This is a genomic window from Bacillus sp. HNG, from assembly GCF_003400205.1.
Classification (GTDB): domain Bacteria; phylum Bacillota; class Bacilli; order Bacillales; family Bacillaceae_L; genus Ferdinandcohnia.
The window spans coordinates 216372-238606 of the sequence record NZ_QUQV01000001.1 but is presented as its reverse complement, the minus strand read 5'-3'; the positions used below and the strand labels follow the sequence as shown (position 1 = coordinate 238606).

At 36.5% G+C, this 22235-nt stretch carries 21 protein-coding genes, 1 tRNA gene and 1 pseudogene; 10 read left to right on the top strand and 13 right to left on the bottom strand.

The features are described 5' to 3' along the window. Window positions 1–176 precede the first annotated feature (176 nt). Entirely contained in the window at window positions 177–1280 is a 1104-nt protein-coding gene (locus DZB84_RS01135; protein ID WP_116350414.1) for a type I restriction endonuclease, read from the bottom strand. A 421-nt stretch (window positions 1281–1701) separates the two neighbouring features. Here DZB84_RS01135 and DZB84_RS24730 point away from each other — a divergent pair. Beyond that, a tRNA-Sec gene (locus DZB84_RS24730) sits at window positions 1702–1798 on the top strand. A 78-nt stretch (window positions 1799–1876) separates the two neighbouring features. Here the strand turns inward: DZB84_RS24730 and DZB84_RS01130 are convergent. Further along, window positions 1877–2902, bottom strand: coding sequence for a PTS sugar transporter subunit IIC (locus DZB84_RS01130; protein ID WP_116350413.1), 1026 nt, complete (start codon window positions 2900–2902; stop codon window positions 1877–1879). Between the two features lie 418 nt (window positions 2903–3320). Here DZB84_RS01130 and selD point away from each other — a divergent pair, with 418 nt between their 5' ends. The 5 genes from selD (at window position 3321) to DZB84_RS01105 (ending at window position 8049) form a co-directional block, all read left to right on the top strand. Beyond that, entirely contained in the window at window positions 3321–4373 is a 1053-nt protein-coding gene (gene selD / locus DZB84_RS01125) for a selenide, water dikinase SelD (protein ID WP_116350412.1), read from the top strand. A gap of 74 nt (window positions 4374–4447) precedes the next feature. Beyond that, window positions 4448–5341 carry a phosphate/phosphite/phosphonate ABC transporter substrate-binding protein gene (gene phnD / locus DZB84_RS01120; RefSeq protein WP_486187567.1) on the top strand — a complete coding sequence of 298 codons (894 nt, stop codon included), beginning with the start codon at window positions 4448–4450 and terminating at the stop codon, window positions 5339–5341. Window positions 5342–5352: 11 nt separating this feature from the next. After that, complete coding sequence (gene phnE, locus DZB84_RS01115; protein WP_116350411.1) at window positions 5353–6108, top strand: phosphonate ABC transporter, permease protein PhnE; 756 nt, start codon at window positions 5353–5355, stop codon at window positions 6106–6108. A 15-nt stretch (window positions 6109–6123) separates the two neighbouring features. Next, entirely contained in the window at window positions 6124–6861 is a 738-nt protein-coding gene (phnC, locus tag DZB84_RS01110; protein ID WP_116350410.1) for a phosphonate ABC transporter ATP-binding protein, read from the top strand. Between the two features lie 87 nt (window positions 6862–6948). Beyond that, the gene (locus DZB84_RS01105) at window positions 6949–8049 is read left to right on the top strand and encodes an AI-2E family transporter (RefSeq protein ID WP_116350409.1); all 1101 of its coding nucleotides are present in this window, start codon (window positions 6949–6951) and stop codon (window positions 8047–8049) included. Between the two features lie 136 nt (window positions 8050–8185). Here the strand turns inward: DZB84_RS01105 and DZB84_RS01100 are convergent, their stop codons facing one another. Beyond that, complete coding sequence (locus DZB84_RS01100) at window positions 8186–8428, bottom strand: spore germination protein (RefSeq protein WP_116350408.1); 243 nt, start codon at window positions 8426–8428, stop codon at window positions 8186–8188. Between the two features lie 190 nt (window positions 8429–8618). Further along, window positions 8619–8810 carry a hypothetical protein gene (locus DZB84_RS25145; protein ID WP_223254353.1) on the bottom strand — a complete coding sequence of 64 codons (192 nt, stop codon included), beginning with the start codon at window positions 8808–8810 and terminating at the stop codon, window positions 8619–8621. A gap of 353 nt (window positions 8811–9163) precedes the next feature. Between DZB84_RS25145 and DZB84_RS01090 the strand changes: the two genes are divergently transcribed. Further along, complete coding sequence (locus tag DZB84_RS01090) at window positions 9164–9628, top strand: low molecular weight protein-tyrosine-phosphatase (RefSeq protein ID WP_116350407.1); 465 nt, start codon at window positions 9164–9166, stop codon at window positions 9626–9628. Between the two features lie 53 nt (window positions 9629–9681). On the opposite strand, the gene DZB84_RS01085 is transcribed toward DZB84_RS01090, so the two are convergent. From DZB84_RS01085 to DZB84_RS01075, 3 genes are read right to left on the bottom strand one after another with little or no spacing between them, the layout of a single operon-like run. Then, entirely contained in the window at window positions 9682–10689 is a 1008-nt protein-coding gene (locus DZB84_RS01085; RefSeq protein WP_116350406.1) for an LLM class flavin-dependent oxidoreductase, read from the bottom strand. Window positions 10690–10702: 13 nt separating this feature from the next. Next, on the bottom strand, window positions 10703–10987 hold the full coding sequence (locus DZB84_RS01080) for a DUF3219 family protein (protein WP_116350405.1): 285 nt from the start codon (window positions 10985–10987) through the stop codon (window positions 10703–10705). 3 nt (window positions 10988–10990) lie between these two features. Then, window positions 10991–11593: a class I SAM-dependent methyltransferase gene (locus DZB84_RS01075; RefSeq protein WP_116350404.1), complete on the bottom strand. Its 603-nt coding sequence runs from the start codon at window positions 11591–11593 to the stop codon at window positions 10991–10993. Window positions 11594–11726: 133 nt separating this feature from the next. Between DZB84_RS01075 and DZB84_RS01070 the strand changes: the two genes are divergently transcribed. Continuing rightward, a complete protein-coding gene (locus tag DZB84_RS01070) occupies window positions 11727–12053 on the top strand; it encodes a LapA family protein (RefSeq protein WP_223254352.1) in 327 nt (108 codons plus the stop codon). Between the two features lie 32 nt (window positions 12054–12085). Here DZB84_RS01070 and DZB84_RS01065 read toward each other — a convergent pair whose 3' ends face one another. Beyond that, the gene (locus DZB84_RS01065; RefSeq protein WP_116350403.1) at window positions 12086–14284 is read right to left on the bottom strand and encodes an ATP-dependent helicase; all 2199 of its coding nucleotides are present in this window, start codon (window positions 14282–14284) and stop codon (window positions 12086–12088) included. A gap of 146 nt (window positions 14285–14430) precedes the next feature. Here DZB84_RS01065 and fumC point away from each other — a divergent pair, with 146 nt between their 5' ends. After that, window positions 14431–15819: a class II fumarate hydratase gene (gene fumC / locus DZB84_RS01060; protein ID WP_116350402.1), complete on the top strand. Its 1389-nt coding sequence runs from the start codon at window positions 14431–14433 to the stop codon at window positions 15817–15819. A gap of 34 nt (window positions 15820–15853) precedes the next feature. Here fumC and pepF read toward each other — a convergent pair whose 3' ends face one another. Next, window positions 15854–17644 carry an oligoendopeptidase F gene (pepF, locus tag DZB84_RS01055; RefSeq protein WP_116350401.1) on the bottom strand — a complete coding sequence of 597 codons (1791 nt, stop codon included), beginning with the start codon at window positions 17642–17644 and terminating at the stop codon, window positions 15854–15856. Window positions 17645–17778: 134 nt separating this feature from the next. Here pepF and DZB84_RS01050 point away from each other — a divergent pair, with 134 nt between their 5' ends. After that, on the top strand, window positions 17779–18564 hold the full coding sequence (locus tag DZB84_RS01050) for a hypothetical protein (RefSeq protein WP_116350400.1): 786 nt from the start codon (window positions 17779–17781) through the stop codon (window positions 18562–18564). 13 nt (window positions 18565–18577) lie between these two features. Here DZB84_RS01050 and DZB84_RS01045 read toward each other — a convergent pair. The 4 genes and pseudogenes from DZB84_RS01045 to ybaK form a co-directional block, all read right to left on the bottom strand. Continuing rightward, window positions 18578–20464 (bottom strand): annotated as a pseudogene (locus DZB84_RS01045) (terpene cyclase/mutase family protein). Window positions 20465–20799: 335 nt separating this feature from the next. Beyond that, window positions 20800–20958 (bottom strand): hypothetical protein, encoded by a 159-nt coding sequence (locus DZB84_RS24760; RefSeq protein WP_189655103.1) that lies wholly within the window; start codon window positions 20956–20958, stop codon window positions 20800–20802. A gap of 14 nt (window positions 20959–20972) precedes the next feature. Then, window positions 20973–21419: a DUF5392 family protein gene (locus DZB84_RS01035; protein ID WP_116350398.1), complete on the bottom strand. Its 447-nt coding sequence runs from the start codon at window positions 21417–21419 to the stop codon at window positions 20973–20975. Window positions 21420–21754: 335 nt separating this feature from the next. Continuing rightward, window positions 21755–22231, bottom strand: coding sequence for a Cys-tRNA(Pro) deacylase (gene ybaK, locus DZB84_RS01030; RefSeq protein ID WP_116350397.1), 477 nt, complete (start codon window positions 22229–22231; stop codon window positions 21755–21757). Window positions 22232–22235 lie beyond the last annotated feature (4 nt).

Genomic DNA, 22235 nt, shown 5'->3' with positions numbered 1-22235 from the left:
AATCTATCTTCTACTTTACTAAGAAGCATGAGACCAATTCAAGTATGTTGATTTTTATTTGCCATTTCAATAAAAATAGGCATAAGCAGACAAGTGTTTCCTATCATATGAAAAAGGTTGGATTATAATAAAAAAAGGTGTTACCGCATTAGGTAGCACCTTTGATTTTTAAGAAGCTATTTAACCGAAACTTGGTCAAATTGTCTAGCAACTTCCAAAATCTCATCCTTGTAGTCTAAGATGTCATTTATAGTATTTATCTTAATACTTGTTCTGTTTACATCATTTAATTGAATATATTTATTTGAACTGTTTAACCCCAATCTGCATATCCATTTTCTGATTGTGTCGTCTAACAAAACATTAAAATAGCTTTTGTTATCTCTATAAAAAACCCTCGAAGGATCAATCACGTCTTTAAGAATTAACTTAACTAAGACATAACCTTCGATTTCTTCTTCAGTTGTATGTATTTCATCATCTCTTTTTACCTCTACCTGTGTTTCCTCTTTTTCCTCTTGAGCTTCAATGGATACAATCGGTGGAGTATTTACAATATTTTCTGTAGATGAGTTTAATGCCTTTTGCAGTTTATCATTTACTTTTTCATTAACGTATTGATTTAAGGACTTCTTAACTAAGTCCCTAAAGTTATCTATTACCTTTTTCGTTTTTACACCCTGATAAATATCGTTTAAAACAACTCTGATAAAGTCATCCGAAGGTTCTTCCCATTGAGTCGTAAGATATTGTTTAATTTCACCTGTATATTTTAGTTCTGATGCTGTTGTCAATACATTATTTACATCGAAGTCCGCTTTACGGAACTTAGCAAGTTCAATAATGTCAACATCCTTAAGGTCTAACATATCAATCACAAAGAATGGTTTCTGGTCCATCCTATTTTGTTCTTCCAAATCCGTAAAGAATTTGTATTCAATTCCATTTGTAAGAATTGCAAATTTGGCTTTAGTGGTACCAAAATATCTAAAAAGTTGTGAATCGTGCTTAGCTAGTTGTTCATTAATGCTTTTTGCTTCAATTAAAATAACAGGCTCTTCGCCTTGCATGATAGCATAGTCTATTTTTTCACCTTTTTTTATCCCAACATCAGCAACAAATTCCGGTATCAGTTCTTCGGGGTTAAAAATATCGTAACCTAAAGCTTGAATCAATGGCATTATCAATGATGTTTTAGTAGCTTCTTCAGTTTGTATATTTCCTTTTATTCTCTCAATTCTATTCGCTAACGATTTAATCTGCTGTTTGAATTCTTCCATGTAATTCACTCCCCATTTCTATATATTACCATCTATTATATCAGAGAAATCAATAACCGTACGAAAGATTCTGAAAAAACACAAAATCAATTTTACTTATTTTTTAGAAATTATTAAATCATTATAGAAAAGGGATGCAGAGGTAATTCTTTTCTCTGTGTAATTTATTTATCTTCTATAGATGGATATGTTTGTACTTGAGTTTGTTTCAAAATGAAAAATTTCAACTGCACAGAACTAGTTAGATGGTTAGGTGTAACTGCCCCTACCGTACTAAGTTTTTTATTTATGAATTTCAAGCACATTAGGGTGCACTTATTACTTGATAAAAAAAATTTTTTAATTCATAATTAAAACCTAGTGGCTCATGTGTAAAACCCTGTAGGTATCCGTTAAAACGTTGAAATAGCTGTATTTAAATGGGGTTGGCTGGGGTGCTGGTGTCCCCCTGGGTCTTCAAAACCCTGAGGGAGGCGCGTGTCGTCTCCGGTGGGTTCGATTCCCACACAGTCCCGCCAATATTGATATTCTATATACTTTAAAATACAAAAAAACTGGGTGGAAAAAGGAATCTCCTTTCCACCCAGTTTTTTTATTTATTGTAGTTCCATTTTTAAGTCAGATGCTTTTGTCCATCCGATTACTTTCAAACCGTGGTAGATAGCCAGAGTTATAATAATTGGAAGGATGATTCCAACAGCGATGTAAATGGATAAAACAATTGCACCCTGTTCAGCTAAAATATTAATAGGTGCGATTAATGAATTAAGACCTAGACCAGCTAATTGATACGGTACTTGAAAATCAAAAATCAAAGTTGCGATTGGAGCACAAATGACCGCAGCGATAAATGGCGGAATCGCAAGCCTTGGATTTTTGACCAAGTTTGGAAATTGTACCTTAGGTGTAATTAAAGATTGTGCAATGTTAGCACCAGCGTCGTTCTGTTTAAATGACATTGCGGTGAATCCAGCAAATTGAACTGTACAACCAATTAAAGCAGCGGCACTAGAAACAGGATCAAGCTGTAACGCAATCGCAATAGCTGCTGAAGATGCTGGCGACATGAGAAAAATACTCCAAACAAGAGATATGACCATAGGACCAATAATAGGAGAACCAGCAACAGATGTCGCTATTTGTGCACTTAACCATTCAAGTAATGGAGTTGTTATGATTGATAAAAATACACCAGCGATTCCCCCTACTAATATAGCTGCAAAAGGTATTGCCATCATATCGAGTTTTGTTTTACCTGCAACACGCTTACCTACCCATGTAGCGATAACAGCGGCCATAACCGCACTTAAAGGTTGTCCTGTTACTAATGTAACGCCATTTTCAGTTAGTTGAACGGCACTTGCACCCACCGTAGAACAGGCCATTGCACTGAAAATGACAAGTGTATTCCCTCCTAGTTGGTACGCTATCCCTGCTCCAAGCGCTGGAGCTAACATGAGCTGTGCCGAAACACCGATTATAGTAAAACCATCCCAACCAGTAAATGTTCCAAGTGACTCCATAAGAAGACCGATTCCAAGTGTTACTAAAACAGCATTTGCAAGTCCTTGTGAAGCTTTATACATTCGATCAATCAAATAATTTTTTGTTGCTTGTTTCATTGTGTAATCCCCCTGATGCGATAGTTTCTGTGTCCTTAATCAAATCATATTAGAAAATAAGGTTTGATCATTACCTAGTTAATGATAATGATTTGACTATGAATCTTTGTTTTTGTTTGAATATCTTGAATTCTCTTTTTTAGTTAATTGTTATAATAATATAGTTGTTTTCAGATAGTGTCAACAATTACATTAATTCTGAATCTTTAATAACGCTTTCATAAATAGATTTAAAACATAAAATATTCTTGAAATCCCTAAATTATTTATTATTTAAGTATAATTATGTTGTATTTAATAGAAGAAGGTGAAAAAAGTATATTCATTTCTAATCCTAAGATTCTTATGCTAAAATTAGTTTTGGAAATGAGGCGCTAAAATCAGTGCCAAAATACAAAGTATGGAAGGAGTGACGTTGATGTCTAAGAAGGAAGAAATCATTAAATTGACCTCCCTTTCAACAAAAGCTGGCTGAGGATGCAAAATCGGTCCTGAGGACCTGACGCAGGTTCTGCGTCATTTACCAAAAGCTACACCGAATCCAAACCTATTAGTTGGTCTTGATAATCCTGATGATGCAGGCGTATATAAAATCAATGATGAACTTGCACTTGTGCAAACACTTGACTTTTTCACCCCAATTGTGGATGATCCATACATGTTTGGACAGATTGCCGCTGCTAATGCTTTAAGTGATGTCTATGCAATGGGAGGAAAACCGATTACGGTTATGAATATCGTCGCCTTCCCTATTAATACATTAGATAAGAGTATCTTAGCAGACATTCTAGCAGGAGCTGCCGAAAAAGTAAGAGAATCAGGAGCATCTCTAGTTGGGGGTCACTCTATCGATGACAAAGAGCCGAAATTCGGTTTATCGGTAACGGGTACCGTGCATCCTAATCGAATTCGCGCAAATGCTGGTGCAAAACCTGGTGACCGACTAATTTTAACGAAGCCAATTGGTGTTGGAATTTTAACCACAGCGATTAAAAGAGAACTGTTAGTACAAGAAGATATTGATAAAGTAACAGAGGTTATGGCAACGTTAAATAAAAATGCAGCTGAAGTAATGGATGATTATAATGTCCATGCCTGCACGGATGTAACTGGGTTCGGTCTATTAGGGCATGCAATGGAAATGGCAGAAGGAAGCCAGGTTGGGATGACGATACACTATGAAAATGTCCATGTTTTATCAAGAACTAAAGAGCTGGCTGAACAAAAGGTAGTTCCAGGTGGTACAAAGAAAAATCATGCGTGGCTTGCCGACCGGGTTGAGTATAGTTCCAACCTAGATGAACTTGATCAACTTATTTTATGTGATGCAATTACCTCTGGTGGACTACTTGTTTCTGTCCCAGAAAATGAAGCTGAAAAATTGCTGCAACAACTGCAGGAAAATCATGTTGATGCTCGCATCATTGGTGACGTAACAAGCGAAAACCCAGGTTTTATTAAAGTTATTTAAGGACTCGATGTTGAGTCCTTTTTAGGTTGTTAGGAAAGAATATCTACTACAAAAAGATTAATGAGGTGCTTAATTTGAAAAAGAAAATGATATATGTACTGTTCCTAGTTTTTACTCTTCTTTTAACTGGGTGTGGGTCAAATGCGAACGATGAAAATAAGAATGACAAAGAAGAAGCTTTTACTATTGGAGTTATTCCAGTACAGACAGTTGGTGAAATGGAAACGGCTATGGATAAGCTTCAAACTATTTTAACGAAGGAATTAAATCGTGAAGTATCAGTAGAGGTGTATCCTGATTACAACGGTGTTGTTGAGGCAATGAATTATAATAAAATTGATATGGCCTATTTTGGTCCATTAACCTATGTTGTGGCTCATGAAAAAAGTGGCGCTAAAGCGATTATTACTCAATTAATTGACGGTGAACCCTTCTATCATTCCTATATTATTACTCATAAAGATAGCTCATTGAACTCAATCAATGATTTAGTAGCAAACTCCAAGGATATTGATTTTGCCTTTGGTGATATTAATTCAACATCCGGCTCTCTCATCCCTTCGATTGAACTCAAGGATCGAGGAGTTTTCGAATCTGAGGATGTGAATCAATTTAAATCTGTACGTTATACGGGGTCCCACGATGCAACTGCTTTGGCTGTTCAAAATCAACAGGTTGGCGCCGGTGCAATTGATAGTGCAATTTATAATCAACTTGTTGACTCAGGAAAAATTGATGGTTCATTATTTAAAACGATCTGGCAATCTGAAAAATTATTTCAATATCCATGGGCTGTCCATAAGGATACCGATGACGTGACTATTCAAAAGCTTAAAGATGCGTTCTTGGCTATTGAAGATGAAGAAATTTTAGCTGCGTTTGGAGCAAGCGGATTTACAGAAGCAACAAATGAGGATTATGAAAGTATACGCCAAGCTGCAATTAAACAAGGAATTATAAATGAATAGAGCTGATCTACATGTGGTTTAAACGAACTACTCTACTAACTATAGTTCTATTAGTATCTGCAATTTTGGTTAGCATGAGGTTAACCGAATTTGACCTTTCGAAATTTCGTGATTTTCGTAATATGATTGATTTTCTCTCACAATGGTTTCCGATGAATTATTCAGCTTTGCCCCGAATGCTACGAGATAGTGCAGAGACACTTGCGATGGGGTTCTTGGGTAGTATTTTTGGTCTTATGATTGCTTTACCGATTAGCTTTCTTGCCGCAAAAAATACTTCCCCTTCTGCCTTTGTTTTCAATCTTACAAGAATAGTATTGAGCTTTGTCCGTTCCATTCCAGAAATTGTATTCGGATTAATTTTATTAACGGCTTTAGGACTGGGTCCCTTCCCTGCCGTTCTAGCAATCATGTTTCATAATATAGGGGTACTCGGCAAATTAATCTCTGAACTGATTGAATCAGCAGAATCCGGTCCACACGAAGCGATGAAAGCAGTGGGTTCAAAAAAATGGTTGGCGTCTCTTTTTAGCATTCTTCCACAAATTTGGCCGAATGTCTTGTCTCAATATTTTTATCGGTTTGAGGTTGCGATTAGAACCTCCCTCATCCTTGGTTTCATTGGTGGTGGAGGAATAGGGCAGCGTCTTTTTAATGATTTTAAAAGCTTTCAGTATTCTTCGGTGTCATTGGATGTGTTCTTAATTATGTTGATTGTTATTATTGTAGATTCCTTTGGAAGCTATGTACGGAATAAAGTGATTTAAATGGAGAGACATGAAATGATAAAATTAAAGGATGTTACTGTTTACTATCCTAATACTGAAAAGCCTGCTCTATCCTCTGTCAATCTTACATTTAATAAGGGGGAATTTGTCTGTGTCCTCGGAAAAAGCGGAGCGGGTAAATCAACACTGATACGGTGCATGAATGGCCTCCAACAGCCAACAAGTGGTGAAGTATTTTGGGATGGCGAGCTATTTACAAATAAAAATAAGGAACAACAACGCCTAATACGGAGGGAAATCGGAATGATTTTTCAACATTTTAATTTAATTCCCCGCTTGACGGTGTTGCAAAATGTGTTAACAGGCATGTTCGGGTATCGGAATTCAGTTAAGAACTTACTTGGGATTTTTTCAAAGGAAGAAATACAAAAAGCGACACAAGTGTTGGAATTTGTCGGTCTGTTAGAATTTAAAAACCGTCGGATCGAATATTTAAGTGGTGGTCAAAAGCAACGGGTTGGGATCGCCCGTGCCCTAATCCAGAAACCTCGTGTTTTTCTTGGGGATGAGCCTGTGGCAAGCTTAGATCCAGGAACAGCCAATCGTATTTTTTCATTACTTAAGGTGTTACATAACCGTCATAATCTTTTATCGGTAATGAATCTTCACGATGTAAACCTTGCTAAACAGTTTGCAACAAGACTGATTGCATTAAGGAATGGAACAGTCATTTTTGACGGTAAACCGGAAGACTTTGCACAGGAAATGTTTGAGCAGACGTACAATTCATGAAAAGAATCCCTATGTAGGAAGTAATTGTATTCTTTTTCGTGAATTGCTATAATTTTTTTATATTAATAGAAAAGAAGGTACAATGCATTGTCGAAAACGAAATTACAATACTGGCTCATTCAAATCCTGTTAATTTTAACGATTATCTTTGTTTCAACGAAAATTACATTTTTATTTGAACCAATTGGGGTGTTTTTCTCAACTATCTTTTTTCCAATCTTGATTACTGGATTTCTTTATTTTCTCTTAAATCCGGTCGTCAAATTTCTTCATCGCCATAAGGTTCCTAAAAGCCTTGGGATTTTAATTATTTACATCGCATTCTTCGGGCTTGTTGGGTTAGCAGTTGGGAATTTAGTTCCGATTATTTCAAAACAATTTACAGCACTCGGAAATGCATTGCCTGGTTATGCTAACCAAGTGATGGACTTCTTTGAGGATTTCACAAATTCCTCAGAATTCAAGTGGATTCAAGATGAACAACAACAACTAATCAATACGATTGAAGAAAAAGTAATAGCTTTTGCCAATACACTTCCAAATCGTATTACGGGTGGAATTTCGCAAATCATTGGTTTTGTTACAAATATTGCAATCATCCTTGTGACTGTGCCGTTCCTTTTATTTTATATGTTTAAGGATGGAGATCGTTTCCCGCATGCAATTGCAAGATTTTTTCCTACTGTCTATAGAGACGAAGCCCTCACGATTTTAAAAGAAACTGGCGAAACACTTTCAGCCTATATTCAAGGACAGGTAACGGTGGCGTTAGCGGTCGGCACCTTATCCTTTATTGGATACTTGATTATTGACTTACCGTTTGCTCTTGTGATGGCATTAATTGTAGCTGTAACGAATATTATTCCGTATGTTGGACCATTTCTTGGCGGAGCACCAGCCGTAATTGTGGCTCTATTTGACTCCCCTACGAAGGCATTATTAGTGGTTTTGGTAATTGTCATAGCCCAGCAAATTGAAGGGAATGTCCTTTCCCCTCTTATTCTTGGCAAGACGCTTGATACCCATCCGGCGACGATTATTATTCTTTTGTTGGCAGCAGGAAATCTAGCAGGTGTGTTGGGAATGATTCTAGCAATTCCAACCTATGCCGTTATCAAAACAATTGTCATCAATATCGTGAAATTCTTAAAAGCAAAGAAAAAGGCCGAACTAACGGCAGATTTATAACCGAGACAACGCTTAATAAAAAAGGCTTAAAAGAAAAAAATCTTTTAAGCCTATTTTTTATATTTTATTGAACTAACTCACCCTAACTATCTTTGCGAATACATTGGCTAGCCAGATTCCTATAATTAACTAAACTTCATTGGTTATTTTCTTCTGGTGCAGATGGATTTTCGATTTGATCTTGATCACTTATATCGGAATCATTTACCTTCGACATATTCAGGGAATTGGTAGGTGAAAAATCACCCATTGAAAAACTTGCACCGTATATTTTTATGTTCGCAGTATGGCTGTTTTGTAACGTTCCTCCAAAATTGATGTTTGAATTTTGTGTCATCGCGTTGACCTTAAAGTTACCAATTTTAATTAGATTAAACATAAGCTCCTCCAAATTTAAAACGATTTGATACAAGGTATGTTAAACAGGCATTATTCGAAATAGACAAACATGGAATTTAGTATATATTGTATCTATCATTTCTTACTTGAGTAAACAAAAGCGATTAAATAAAAGGACTCCTGATAGGAAAGTCCTTTGGATATGCTATAGTACTTCGATTAAATAATGTCTAAGCTCTCGTTTTGGAGTCTTGTTTGTCGTCATCGATTGAATCTTTCCCAGACTTGTTTTCGATCGCACCACCAGCAATAGGACCAGCATTCGAACCAAATGGATCAAGAGCAGAAGCTATAGTATCACCAGTTTCTTTTGCATAGTTGGTATCATTGTCTTCCCGTTTATGTTCGTTGATCTCATCCATCTATTTCACTCCCTCGTTCATTATAGGGAAGTGCTAATGTTTTAGCAGCACTGTCCTGTAACATATTGTGTCCAATTGGAACAAATTTACGAGGATATCATAATGAGCACTAATTTTGAAAAAAGCAATCTTCCTATAAAATGATAGCCCCTTTAAAATTAAGACTAATGCCGTTCCCTATTTCTGTTTTGTACATATGTTGTGATTATGAAAAGACGGTAAAGGAGTTCTGTGCATAGCAAAATGGTACATACCGAGCTGCTTTTGCTCTAATTATGAATGTGTATACTCCTTAACATCGTAGGAGCAGTTTGGTTATATAAGACCCCAATATGGCTGGAGGTTTGTAGTACATGATCAACGTTTTATTTGTGTGCCGGGGAAATATTTGCCGTTCACCGATGGCCGAAGCCTTGTTTCGTCACTTAGTCAAAAAAGAAAATCTGACAAACAAAATCGCAGTTGATTCCGCTGCAACCAGTCCATGGCAAATTGGATTTCCTCCGCATGAGGGCACTCTTGATATTCTTAAGAAATACAATATCTCTTCCGGTAGGCTTATTGGACGCAAACTAAAGAGAGAAGACTTTGGGAAGTTCGATTATATTATTGGTATGGACGATAGCAATATAAAAAATATCTATAGGATAACCGGCAAACCTAATCATCCAAAAATTAATAAGTTACTCGACCTTACCAAAAACAGTATAGATGTACCCGATCCATTTTACACTGGTGATTTTGACGAAACCTATCGTCTTGTTTCAGTTGGCTGCCGGGCATTACTCGATAAAATACGCAGTGAAAAAAACGTATAAAATCAAAAAGCACACGCAATCTTTTTAAAAATAACGTGTGCTTAGGTATGTTATTAGATTCTTGTAGTAAGTCCCATCTCTTTTGCAATAAGTTCATAGGATTTTAGTCGGTCCTCATGAGAGTGTGTAATTGTGACAATCATGATTTCATCGGTTTGGTAGGTTTCTTGAAGTTCTAGGAGTTTATCCTTCACTTCTTTTGGATTTCCGATGATGACTTTTTGTTTCATTTTTCCAAAGCCATCGTGAAGTTTCTCATTTTCAAGGTACTCCATTGCATCTGAAATGGACGGAACCCCTTCTCCTTCTCCCCGTTCTCTTTGTTTGCCCCATATATAAGAACTTAACGCAATCTCTTCTGCTTTCTCCTTTGTTTCAGCACAAATAGCAGAAACAGTAACAATCACTTGTGGTTTGTCGCCTTCATTTCGTGGTGTAAAGGTATGAATATATCTCTTGACGATTTCTTCGCCATCGTTATCGCTCATGAATAGTCCGAATGTGTATGCTAACCCTTTTTCTGCTGCAAGTATAGCACTCTTTTTGCTTGTTCCTAAAAGCCAAGGAACTGGCGGTGTTATCGGGATTGGAGCTGCTTTCAGGTTAGCAAATTCATGGTCATCGGGAAAATCATTATGTATAAAGTGAAGCAGCATATCAATTAATTCTGGCATTTTCCAAACCTGTTGCAGAAAATTATCGGATAAAGCATTTGTCGCTTCTGCTGAACCACCAGGTGCCCTTCCAATTCCGATGTCGATTCGATTTGGAAATAAGGTCGCAAGCATATTATGAAGCTCAGCCACCTTGTATGGTTTATAGTGAGGCAGTAAAACGGCACCTGAACCAATACGAATTGTTTTTGTTTGTGCCCCAATGTATCCAAGCATGACCTCTGGTGCAGGGCAAGCTAGTCCTGCTAAGTCATGGTGTTCAGCTATCCAATATCTAGTGTAGCCAAAGCGTTCCCCTGCTTGTGCTAGCTTCATTGACTGTAATAATGCTTCTTGTGGTGTTTGATTAGCAGAGATGGGCGCTTGATCTAAAATACTTAACTTCATTTAGAGCCTCCTCCTATTCTCTTGTTTCACGAAGAGTTAGCGTGAAGTCCCCGACTTGATCTTTTTCATAGAGATTCGTGATAGAGGTTGAATACTCTTGGAGCATTACTTTACATACAATATTCCTCTCTGGAACGTTTAAATCGAAATTCCCTTTATATAAAAGGGTTGTAATATCATGATAATCCCCACTTGATACTTTAAACTCAACTTTCACTAACAAGAGATGATTTTTTGTTTCTTCATAGTAATTCGTTACGTTCATTTTGTACTCATTTAAGTATATTTCAGTAACCATAGATTAGCTCTCCTCTTTAATATTTCGTAATTGCAATGTAATGAATAGTCCATTATAAAATTCTTCTTTACCTATAATTTTTAATCCACTTCGTTTTACAAGATTTTCTGTTTCTCGATTTAAACAACAACCATCACATACTTTTTTCCAAACAGGTGTAAGCCAATCCTGTAGTTTTGATAAAAAAAGGTTCTGCATTTTCACATGCTCAAACATAAGAATGGTTCCGTTTGGTTTACAAACCCGTTTCATTTCTTGTAAAGCCATTTCTGGTTCTGGTATTGTACAAAATACAAGCGTTGCTACAACGGTGTCATATGTATTATCCTCAAATGGTAATTTTTCAGCACCTGTCTGAACAATTTCAATCGGAACAATAGCTTGTTCTTTATTTTCATGGGCTCTGTTTGTCATTTGCGGATTAGGTTCAATTGCCGTTACATGGTGGACATTTCGATATAACGGGAAATTTATGCCTGTACCTGAACCTAATTCAAGCACATGTCCGGTTGCTCTGTTTAGCAATTTGCGCCGAATTGAAATGAATTTTCTCTTTTCAAGTGGTTTCATAAAAAAATCGTAAAGTGTTGGAAATAACGTACCCATTGTTTCAACTCCAATAATCTTCAATACGTCAATTATATAATAGTTTTTACATGGATATCGAATTATAGGTATGGTGGGAACATGAATGACATAAATGGGTAAACTAAAAAGAAGTAGAACTAAGGAGTTGTGTATGGTGAGATTTCAGTGGAATTTAATTTTGGGACTTTTATTTGCACTGATAGTCGCGATATTTGCGGTTGTGAATGTGGATTCTGTAAAAGTAAACTTTGTATTGGGTTATACAGAGATCCCGCTTATTTTAATCATTTTAGGTTCCGCTTTACTTGGTGGTCTGATTGTTGGTATGTTTGGTATTCTCCGTCAATACAAGCAGCAAAGGCATATAAAAAGACTTGAAATAGAAATCGAGCAGATAAAAGAAGAGAAGATTCAGGAGTCACCAAAAGAGTCAAATTCTAAAATTGTGACTACTATTAAAGCAGAAAGTGATAAATAAGGAAAGGTACAGTACCTTTCCCTATCTTCTTCCTAATTGACAGAAAGCTCATTTGCTAGTTCCAATAACCCCATTTCAAGACAGGTTTCAAGTAGTAAAGCTTTCCGCACTTTTTGAAATTGGATTTCGATTTTTTCCCCATTGATAGAAACAACTGTTCCTTGCCCGAAAACACGGTGTTTTATGGTCATTCCCTCTTGAATGTCTTCCGCTTTTATAATCGCATCTGGATTATAAGGAACCATTGGTTTTTCAGTTTTCAACTTTTTCTTTGGCTCAGACGTCTGTACCTTAACGGGAGTTGAAACGATATTTTTCACATTTGCCACAAATCGAGACTGAGAAACCTCTTTTCCATTTTGTTTTTTATAAGTCAAAAGTTCAAGCTCTTGTTCAGCACGTGTCATCCCAACATAAAATAGTCGAACTGCCTCTTCCATGAGATCTCGTTCGCCATCTTTATATTTATTAATCTCATCATGTGAAGGAAATACTCCTTCGATCAGATCAATCATATAAACCTTTTTAAACTCAAGCCCTTTTGAACTATGAAATGTGGAAAGGGTAATGGCATCTTTGTTTTTATTAAATTTAGAGACTTTCATTAGTTCTTCGAGATGATTTAATCGTTCAGCAAATTGCTCCATCGTGTCAAGTGAATCAGCAATTTCCTCGAGAGTTTGAAGCACACTAAAGATATATTCCGTATTAAATCCCAGTTTCTTACTCATGTCTTTAAGCGTTTTGTCGTAACTAAGTTGGTTCCTTATTAGCTTAATCGCCTTAAGTGGCTTACCCCCCTTCATTTCTTGAAAGGTTTTCTGACATGCTTGAATTTGCTTCTGTTGATAGTCTTTTAAGCCTTTATTTTGTAATAGTCGTTCAAAAATGGATTCAGATGGTTTCTTTTTAGTGAGTTTGAACAATTGTTCTCTCGATAAGTAAAACCCACATTTCGTGTAAATTTGCTGAAAAATATCAACTCGTCTATCCGTAAAGGACATTCTCATGAAATTCAATATGTCTTTTACTACCCAATGTGAGAAAAAGCGATTATCAGAATCCTTTATATAGAAAGGAATTTGATTTCGATCAAGCTCATTTATTAACATGATGGATGAAGAGTTGTTTCGATATAATACAGCGACATCCTTCTTCTTCTCTACCAAGTCAATTTCTTGGACAAGATATTTTGCTTGGTTCCGATAGTCCTCAAACTGTGTGATTTGAATTGGCTTATGGCTGTTATTTTCTGTGAACATATTTTTGTCGTAGCGGTTTTTATTCCGTTTAATGAATCGATTGGCAACGTCGACGATATCCTTTGACGAACGATAGTTCTGCTCCATTTTAAGAATTACTGCATTGTGATAAACTTTTTTAAAATCTAACAAATACGTTGGCTCTGCTCCGCGCCAGGAGTATATGGATTGATCATCGTCTGCAACGACAAATAAATTATGATGTGGTTTTACAAGCTTTTTAATGATTTTATGCTGAACGAGTGAAGTATCCTGGCTTTCATCAGTAAGGACATAATCATAGCGCTTTTGGTATTTTTGCAGAATCAATGTATCTTTATTAAATACGTCATTTGCAATGGTGAGCATGTCATCATAATCGAGTAATAGATTACTTGGGTCTGCATTCTTAATTTTTTCATATTCCTCAAAAATGGCCTCAACAAATGGAATGTCACAGTCAATATTTTGCCACTCATTCTGTGGGAGAAGCTTATTTTTAATAAAACTAATATACGTTGTGAGATCCTCAAGCTGTTCTTCGGTGATAATCTCATCATTCATAGCTTTATAAATGTTACGCAAAAGTAGTTTTTTATTAGGACCACCATCTAGACTACCTTCTATTAACTGGTAGGAAACTTTTTGTTTATAAAAATAATCCCGAACCACCTGAAATGCAAGACTATGAATCGTTGAAAAGTCTACAGGAGTAGTGGTGTGTTCAGGAAAGAAGCGAGCAAATCTTTCTTTCATATCGGCTGCAGATGCACGACTAAAGGTTACAGCCTTTATGCGTGAAGGTTCTACCCCCACTTCCTCGATTAAATAACCAATTCGCATAATCGTTGTTGTTGTTTTACCCGAACCAGGTGAAGCTAATAAGAGTAATGGTCCCCTTGTGTGAAGGACGGCCTTTTTCTGAACGTTATTTAGTTGTACACCGAGCTGTTGTTTTTTTCGATTAAAAAAGCTTTCCTCTGTATTCACGGTAGCCCACCTACCTTTCATTAAAACTCCATTATAAATTCTATCATTTTTATGGACAAGGATGTTGTGTTCCATATGAATTACAAAGACATAATACGAGGGAATAATTGGTACCTTATATAAAGAGAAAATGAGAGGTGATCATCTTGGAATATAGAATTGAAAAAGACACAATGGGTGAAATTAAAGTCCCGGTAGATGCCTACTGGGCTGCTCAAACTCAACGGAGTAAAGAAAATTTTCGAATTGGGACAGAAAAGATGCCCCAAGAAGTGATAGAAGCCTTCGCCATATTAAAAAGAAGTGCGGCGATTACGAACGAAAAGCTTGGTAAATTAAGTACAAATAAAGCTAAAGCCATTTCTGATGCTTGTGATGAGATATTAGCAGGTGGTATATTTGAGCATTTTCCACTAGTTGTATGGCAAACTGGTAGCGGAACACAGAGTAATATGAATATGAATGAGGTCGTTGCAAATCGTGCTAACCGATGGTTAAAGGATCAAGGCATTAATGAAAAAGTTCATCCAAATGATGACGTCAATATGAGTCAAAGCTCTAATGACACATTTCCTACAGCAATGCACATTGCCGCTGTGAAAGCAGTTAAGGAACGTCTTGTGCCAACACTTGAGACATTACAAGCAACTTTGCAAGCAAAAGAAAAAGAATTTAAAAACATCGTAAAAATTGGAAGAACTCATCTTCAAGATGCTACTCCATTAACGCTTGGTCAAGAAATTAGCGGCTGGGTCCATATGTTAAAGCGTTCGAAGGAAATGATTATAGAATCGACTGAAAAAATGCTTGCCCTTGCGATAGGTGGCACTGCAGTAGGAACTGGGATTAATGCTCATCCGAAGTTTGGTGAGAATGTGACAAAGGAAATCTCGAAGTTCACAAAGCTTTCCTTCATCTCATCGGAAAATAAATTCCATGCGCTTACTAGTCATGATGAGATTGTGTTTGCCCATGGGGCTTTAAAAGGATTAGCAGCTGATTTAATGAAAATAGCAAATGATGTAAGATGGCTTGCAAGTGGTCCACGCTGTGGTATTGGAGAAATTACGATTCCTGAAAATGAACCTGGTAGTTCGATCATGCCTGGGAAAGTGAATCCTACCCAAAGTGAAGCACTTACGATGGTTGCGGTTCAAGTAATGGGCAATGATGCTACAATCGGAATGGCGGCAAGCCAAGGAAATTTCGAACTAAATGTGTTTAAGCCAGTAATTATCTATAATTTCCTTCAATCGGTTCGCCTGTTAGCGGATTCAATGGAATCCTTTAATAAACACTGTGCAGTTGGAATTCAAGCAAACGAAAAAATCATCGCTAAAAACCTACAAGATTCCTTAATGCTTGTGACAGCCCTTAATCCTTATATTGGCTATGAAAAGGCCGCGGCCATCGCAAAACATGCACATAAACACGGTACTACCTTAAAAGATGCAGCCCTACAGTTAGGATTTTTAACAGAAGAACAATTTGACCAATACGTACAACCTGAGGATATGGTTCATCCAAAAGAATGAAAAAGAGCCTTCCAAATTTGGAAGGCTCCCCTTCTTACAGTTTTGAAAATTCTTCTACTAATTCATTAAACTTTTTCAATGAATTTTCGATTGGATATGGGGTTGTAAGGTCTACTCCAGTCTTTTTCAACAATTCAAGTGGATAATCAGAACTACCACTTTTTAAGAATTCAAGATAAGAGGTTAACGCTGTTTCGTCCCCTTCAAGAATCTTCGTAGCGATATGAATGGCGGAAGCAAATCCCGTCGCGTATTTATAAACATAAAACGGGCGGTAAAAATGTGGGATACGTGCCCAGCCATATTTTACTTCATCATCAAACACAAGATCTTCACCATGGTATTCTCTAAATAACCCTTCATACACTTCGCTAAAAGATTCTACATTTAATGGAAGTCCTTGTTCAGCCATTTCATGTGTCTTCTTTTCAAACTCTGCAAACATCACCTGAGTAAAGAATGTGCCTTTAAATTTATCAATAAAATGATTAATTAAGAATTTCTTTACTTCTTCATTTTCCTCATTGTTCAATAAATAATTAATTAACAGTACTTCATTAACTGTTGAAGCTACCTCAGCAACAAAAATACTATACCGAGCCGTAATTTGTGGCTGGTGCTCTGAGCTTAATTTACTGTGAACCCCATGGCCACATTCATGAACCAACGTAAATAAACTATCTAAGTCATCCTGATGATTTAAAAGGATATATGGATGGACGCCATACACACCAAGGTTATAGGCGCCAGACCGTTTTCCGGGTGTCTCTCTAACATCGAAATAACGTGATTTTCTAAAATCTTTTAGTGTTTGAATATACTCTTCACCTAAAGGAGCAAGTGCTTTACACATCGTTTCAAATGCTTCATCATACGATATATCTTTTTTTGCTCCACTAACGAGCGGTACACTCAAGTCATATTGACGAAGCTCATCAAGCCCTAATTGTTCCTTGCGAATGCTTGTATATTTGTGCACCGTTCTGATATTTTTTTTCGTGGTTTCAATTAGATTTTCATAGACGTCTTTTGGAACATTATCTCCAAATAGTGCTTTTTCAAGGGCTGATGGATAATGTCTCAACTTCGAAAGCGTTACATTATTTTTTATAGCTGCAGATAAGGTCGAAGCGATTGAATTCTTCAAATGTACATAGGGCTCGTAATAGGCTTTATAAGCTTCTTTTCGCTTATCACGATCTTCATCCTCAATCAACTTTGCATACATCCCTCTTGTAAGTTCAACTTTCTCACCATTATCCTTCGTAACCTTGCCAAAGCGGATATCTGCATTATTAATCATTCCATACGTAGTACTTGGTGCAGAAAGCGCTTCACCTAATCGAGATAAAATTTCTTCTTGGTCCTTATTTAAAACATGTGGCTTATAACGAAAGGATTCCAATAATTCCTTTTCAAAATACTGAAGACCTTCTTCTTCGGCAATGTATCGCTTTAATGTTTCTTCATCTAAGCTTAATAAATATGGCATGAAAAATGAATTTGCTGAACTTACCTTCACGCTAAGTTGTTTGGCGCGATCCAAATAAGATTGGGATTTCGTTACCCGAGTATCTTCATCTACCTTTAACATTGCATACGCAAAGAGTTTATTAAAATGGAAAGACATTTTTTCACTCAACGTTAAATACTCACACAATGAATGTCCATCATGAATATTACCATCAAACGTAGCGAGTTCCTCCCCCATCTTTTCAATAAGTTGATAATCTTCTTCCCATTTATTTAGGTCAGAATAGAGATCATCTAAGTTCCATTTTTCTTGTTCAGGTACTTCATTTCGAGACGTATACGTAGTTGTCATCGCAATTCTCCTTTTGTTAAAATTGAAAAAACCTTTTATTATGTAGGAAAGAAATATATGATAAGAAATAGATATGTTTCATTTTATTGTATATGAATTACATAAATTTGTAAAAAACGAAAGGATGTTCATACATGGCGAATAAATTGCCTCATGTAGAGGATTTGGCCAGTACAACATATCTCCCTCCAAAAGGAGAATACGAAACTTTTGTAGACGAAGCCCACTATGAAGAAAAGGTTCGAGAATGGGGTCTTTCTGTTAAAAAAGAATACTGGTACAAAGAAAGAACCCACCAACGAATTGTTACAATAAAAGGTTATGAAGTGTACGGTAAAGCACAAGAACACAATACAATTGTACTTGAGTTTGAGGATGGCAATCTAACCTGTATTCACCCGGCATATTTAAAAGAAATGCAATCACCTAGCTTTGCAAAAAGTGCTATTTCAGACACAGCTGTAGTGAAGGAGAAGAAAAAGGAAACCACGAGTACGAGTAATGTTGAAAAACCTGCATCGGCAGAATCAAAAACAGCTGTTAAGAAGGAACAACCAACAAAACAAGTAAAAAAGGAAAAAGCACCCAAAATTGAGTTACCAACTGACAAGGTTCATTTTACCGCTACGGTTAAACAATTTGCGCTTACATGGAACCATTTTAACGAAGATAATGATGAGGTTGTCGTACTTGAAGATGTAGTCATTCAACAGGAAGAACCCATTCAGATTGGACTTGCTTGGTGCTCCTATTCAAAGACTTTAAAGAAACTAGAGCTTGAGCCAGGGAATGCGCTTGAATTTGATGCGAAAATTGTGAAAAAGAAGTTAGCAAAAGGCAAGGATGTTGATGAAGAGTTCATCATTGAAGAACCAGTTCACTATAAAATCAATAACCCCTCAAAACTTAAGAAAAGCTAAAAGAGCATATCTTTTAGCTTTTTTCTATATATTTCTTTTTGTAATGCGCAAGTGCCAAGAGCGGGAAAATATAACGGTAGCTGTGGTAGTGTATGTAAAAGTCCCCTGCCATCCCCTGCCCTTTTGGATAGGTTGTGGTCCAGTCATCTCGATCCAAATTCGTTAATAGAAAATCTACCCCTTTGTTTATGGAATTGCTAGGTTTATCACTTACTGAGATAAGGGCGTCCACTGCCCAAGCGGAATGTGTTAATGTGCTTGCTTTTAAGGGAACATATTTATGCTTACGATCACTATTACATGATTCTCCCCAGCCACCATCCGAATTTTGAATAGATTCAAGCCATGTGACAGCCCGCTTAATTGATGAGTGTGTTGGCAAAACGTCAACAGCACGTAAACCTGTTACGGCAGCCCATGTTCCATATATATAGCAAATTCCCCATCTGCCATACCATGAACCATTGTCTTCTTGATCTTTATACAGCCATTGAATCGCTGATTTAACAGATGGTTGGTTATTTTTTAAATTCGTAAAGTTACCAAGATACTCAAGTGTACGTCCAGTTAAATCTGCGGACGAAGGATCAGTTAAGATGTACTCAGCTTTTTCAATTGGTAAAAAGCTAAGTAGCTTACTATCTGTATTTTTCTCAAATGCCGGCCAGGCTCCTTCATCATTTTGCATAGTCAATAACCACACTAAGCCTCTGTCCCACGATTGCCTATAGACTGGTACTTTTTTTACCATTCTTGCAATTGAACGTAAGGATGCAGTCGTATCATCGACATCTGGATGAATCGTGTTCATGTCTGCAAATCCCCACCCTCCAGGAACACCTGACGGATTTTGAACGGCCCAGTCACCATATTTCATATGTTGTCGATTTAATAAATAGTGATTAGCCTTTTTAATCATGGAATCACTTGATGGCACACCTGCTTCTTGGAGGGCATATCCAAGGAGTGAAGTATTCCATACATCAGAAGTCGTGTACTGCATATGAACATGACCATTAATCACTGTTTTCATTTCCTTTAGCCCATTTACTGCATTTATAATAATGGGATGGGTTTTTGAATAACCAAGGCTCAGTAAAGCAAAAATCAACAAAAATGTGGAGCTAAAATAACCTAGTAAGGTTCCATCGGGTTCAATCCTTTGCAGCATATATTGCTTTGCTTGTTCGGTTGCGAGTTGGTGAAGGTGGGATGGTAATCCAATTAACCGATCGATTAATTGTTTAACATTTGAATAAAATGAACGCCATTCCCGTGAATTCCCAAAATTAAATTCGTCTTCGTCTCTCTTATTAGTTAAATCAGATAAATCAGGACTCCTATTTGTTGTTAGGCTAAACTTTTTGTCAGCAAGAACCATAATAGGGGTAAGATTAGCTCTTCCGAATACAGATTAACGATAAAAATGAATCGGACATGAGTGAGGTAACAGGATGAGTTCAATTGGCAGCGGAAAAAAGGCTGGCCATCTATGTTGGCCTGTTAACGCAAGCATAAATTTAGTAAGCATATGGATGTTTGTAAGTCCCCCATTTTTTATGATAAAGGATTTTGCTTGTTTCATTTTTGGATCCAGTCTTTCAATATTACCTGAATATAGGAGTGCATAATATGCCTCCACTGTTGCAGATATATTACCATCCCCTTCATCATAAAAAAGCTTCCATGCCCCATTATCTTCTTGCCGACTTAAAATCCGTTCAACTAATTGTTGGATTAATTTCTCATCATTTATTTCAAGACTCCTTAATAAGATAATCATATAACAATCGGTTGAAATGCCTGTTTCAAAGGAGTACTTCCATGCCCCATTTGATGACTGGTCTTTTCTAATGGTGTCAATTAACTGACCTATACCGTCATTCACCTTGTTTAACATAAGTAACCTCCCCTATAGCCTACTAGATACATATTCATCGTAATGCAAGAGCATTCATTGAGGAGGTCATCATTGATGTGCAAACTGTTTAAAAAGAAAAAACTCCCACTCTCTGAATCTCTATTAAAAATCAAAAAAAATTTAAAGAAACGGCAAAAAAGACCCGCATTTTTGCCACCGCTGACTTTGGAAGAACGTTCACTCATTCAGCAAATCCAGTATGGAAACATACGTACTCACTTGTTGGGTATACCATCTACTTGTCAGTTATGCTCATTGTCTAGTCTTTTGCAGGTATGAAAAAAACCTGACTCTGTAAGGGTCAGGTTTTCCTATTACGATCCTAAAACAAGCTTACTTCTTTTTTTGCAAAGGGATGCATTCACTCCCTGGCTTTGCAGCTGTAAAAGAATTTGGTGGATTGACTTTTTATGCTTTGCTTTTTTAACTGGTCTTTCTTCCTGCGTTATTGTTTCGCGATTTGAGGGTTTCATATATTTTAAACTCCTTAGGAATAAAGATTTCGCTTTTCTCTTTTGTTTTCCTCATCTAAGAATTCAATAAAGTAGTGTAGAGCAAGCTTTGGTTGGTTTTTAAGTCGCGTTATATAGTCTTGCTGACGTCCTGCTGTAACTACATCACTCTTTTTAATTCTTTCAATAATATATTTAGAAGAAATGGCTTCTATTTCCTTTTTCTTCAACTTTGCTTCCTTCGCTAAGGCGAATCCAATTGCACCAATGATCGCATAAATGAGAAGTGACGGAATAGCTTCATTGGTAAACGGCATGAAAAATAGTAAAAATACTAAATTAATAAGTGAAATCATGATCATTGGAAATGACCAAAACATGTATTTAGATGTCTTCATCATGATTGGAGCAATTTTTTTATGTAGCTCCTCAAGTTCCTTTGTGATAAATACTGGCAAATTCTTTGTTGTAATGATATTCATTTATTAACTCCCCTTCCTTTTTGTTGGATGAGAAAAGGCCTATATCACGTTTGATATAGGCCTTAAAAAAGCAAAAAAGACCTATACCATTGTTATTGGTAAGGTCTTGCTAACAACGTTATAGTTGCCAACAAAGCCGAGAGAGTACATCTCTGTATTGACGACTTTGCTGTTAAAGCTACTCCCCTTAGAGTATCCAGTTAATTATACAACCATTTTAACATATAGACTAAAACCAAACAACCCATAGTAACCATTCTACTATAATCTTAAACAAAGATACTTGAATCGTTTCTAATTAATCATGCGATTTCTTCTTTCGAGGAAAAATAATATTATTTAATGATGTCTACAATTTGTCCCTCTGTTGCAGATGTTAAATCGGCCACTGTTAGTTCGACTTGCATTCCGATTTTTCCTGCGCTAATAATAATGCTGTCAAGGTTCGAAGCCTGAGCATCAATCAATGTAGGATATGCTTTTTTCATACCGATTGGTGAGCAACCGCCTCTAATGTAACCGGTATGTTTTTGGATATCCTTTACGGGTACCATTTCGACTTTTTTAACATTAGCTGCTCTTGCTGCTTTTTTTAGATCAAGTTCTTCTTCAACTGGAATGACAAACACAAAAATATCTTTGTTGTTTCCTTGAGCAACCAATGTTTTGTAAACCTTTTTCGTATCTAATCCTATCTTTTGTGCGACAGATACTCCATCAATTTTTCCGTCATTGCTTTCATATGTATGAATCTTGTATTCAATTTTTCTAGAATCTAAAATCCTCATGGCATTTGTCTTACCTTTTGCCATTCGA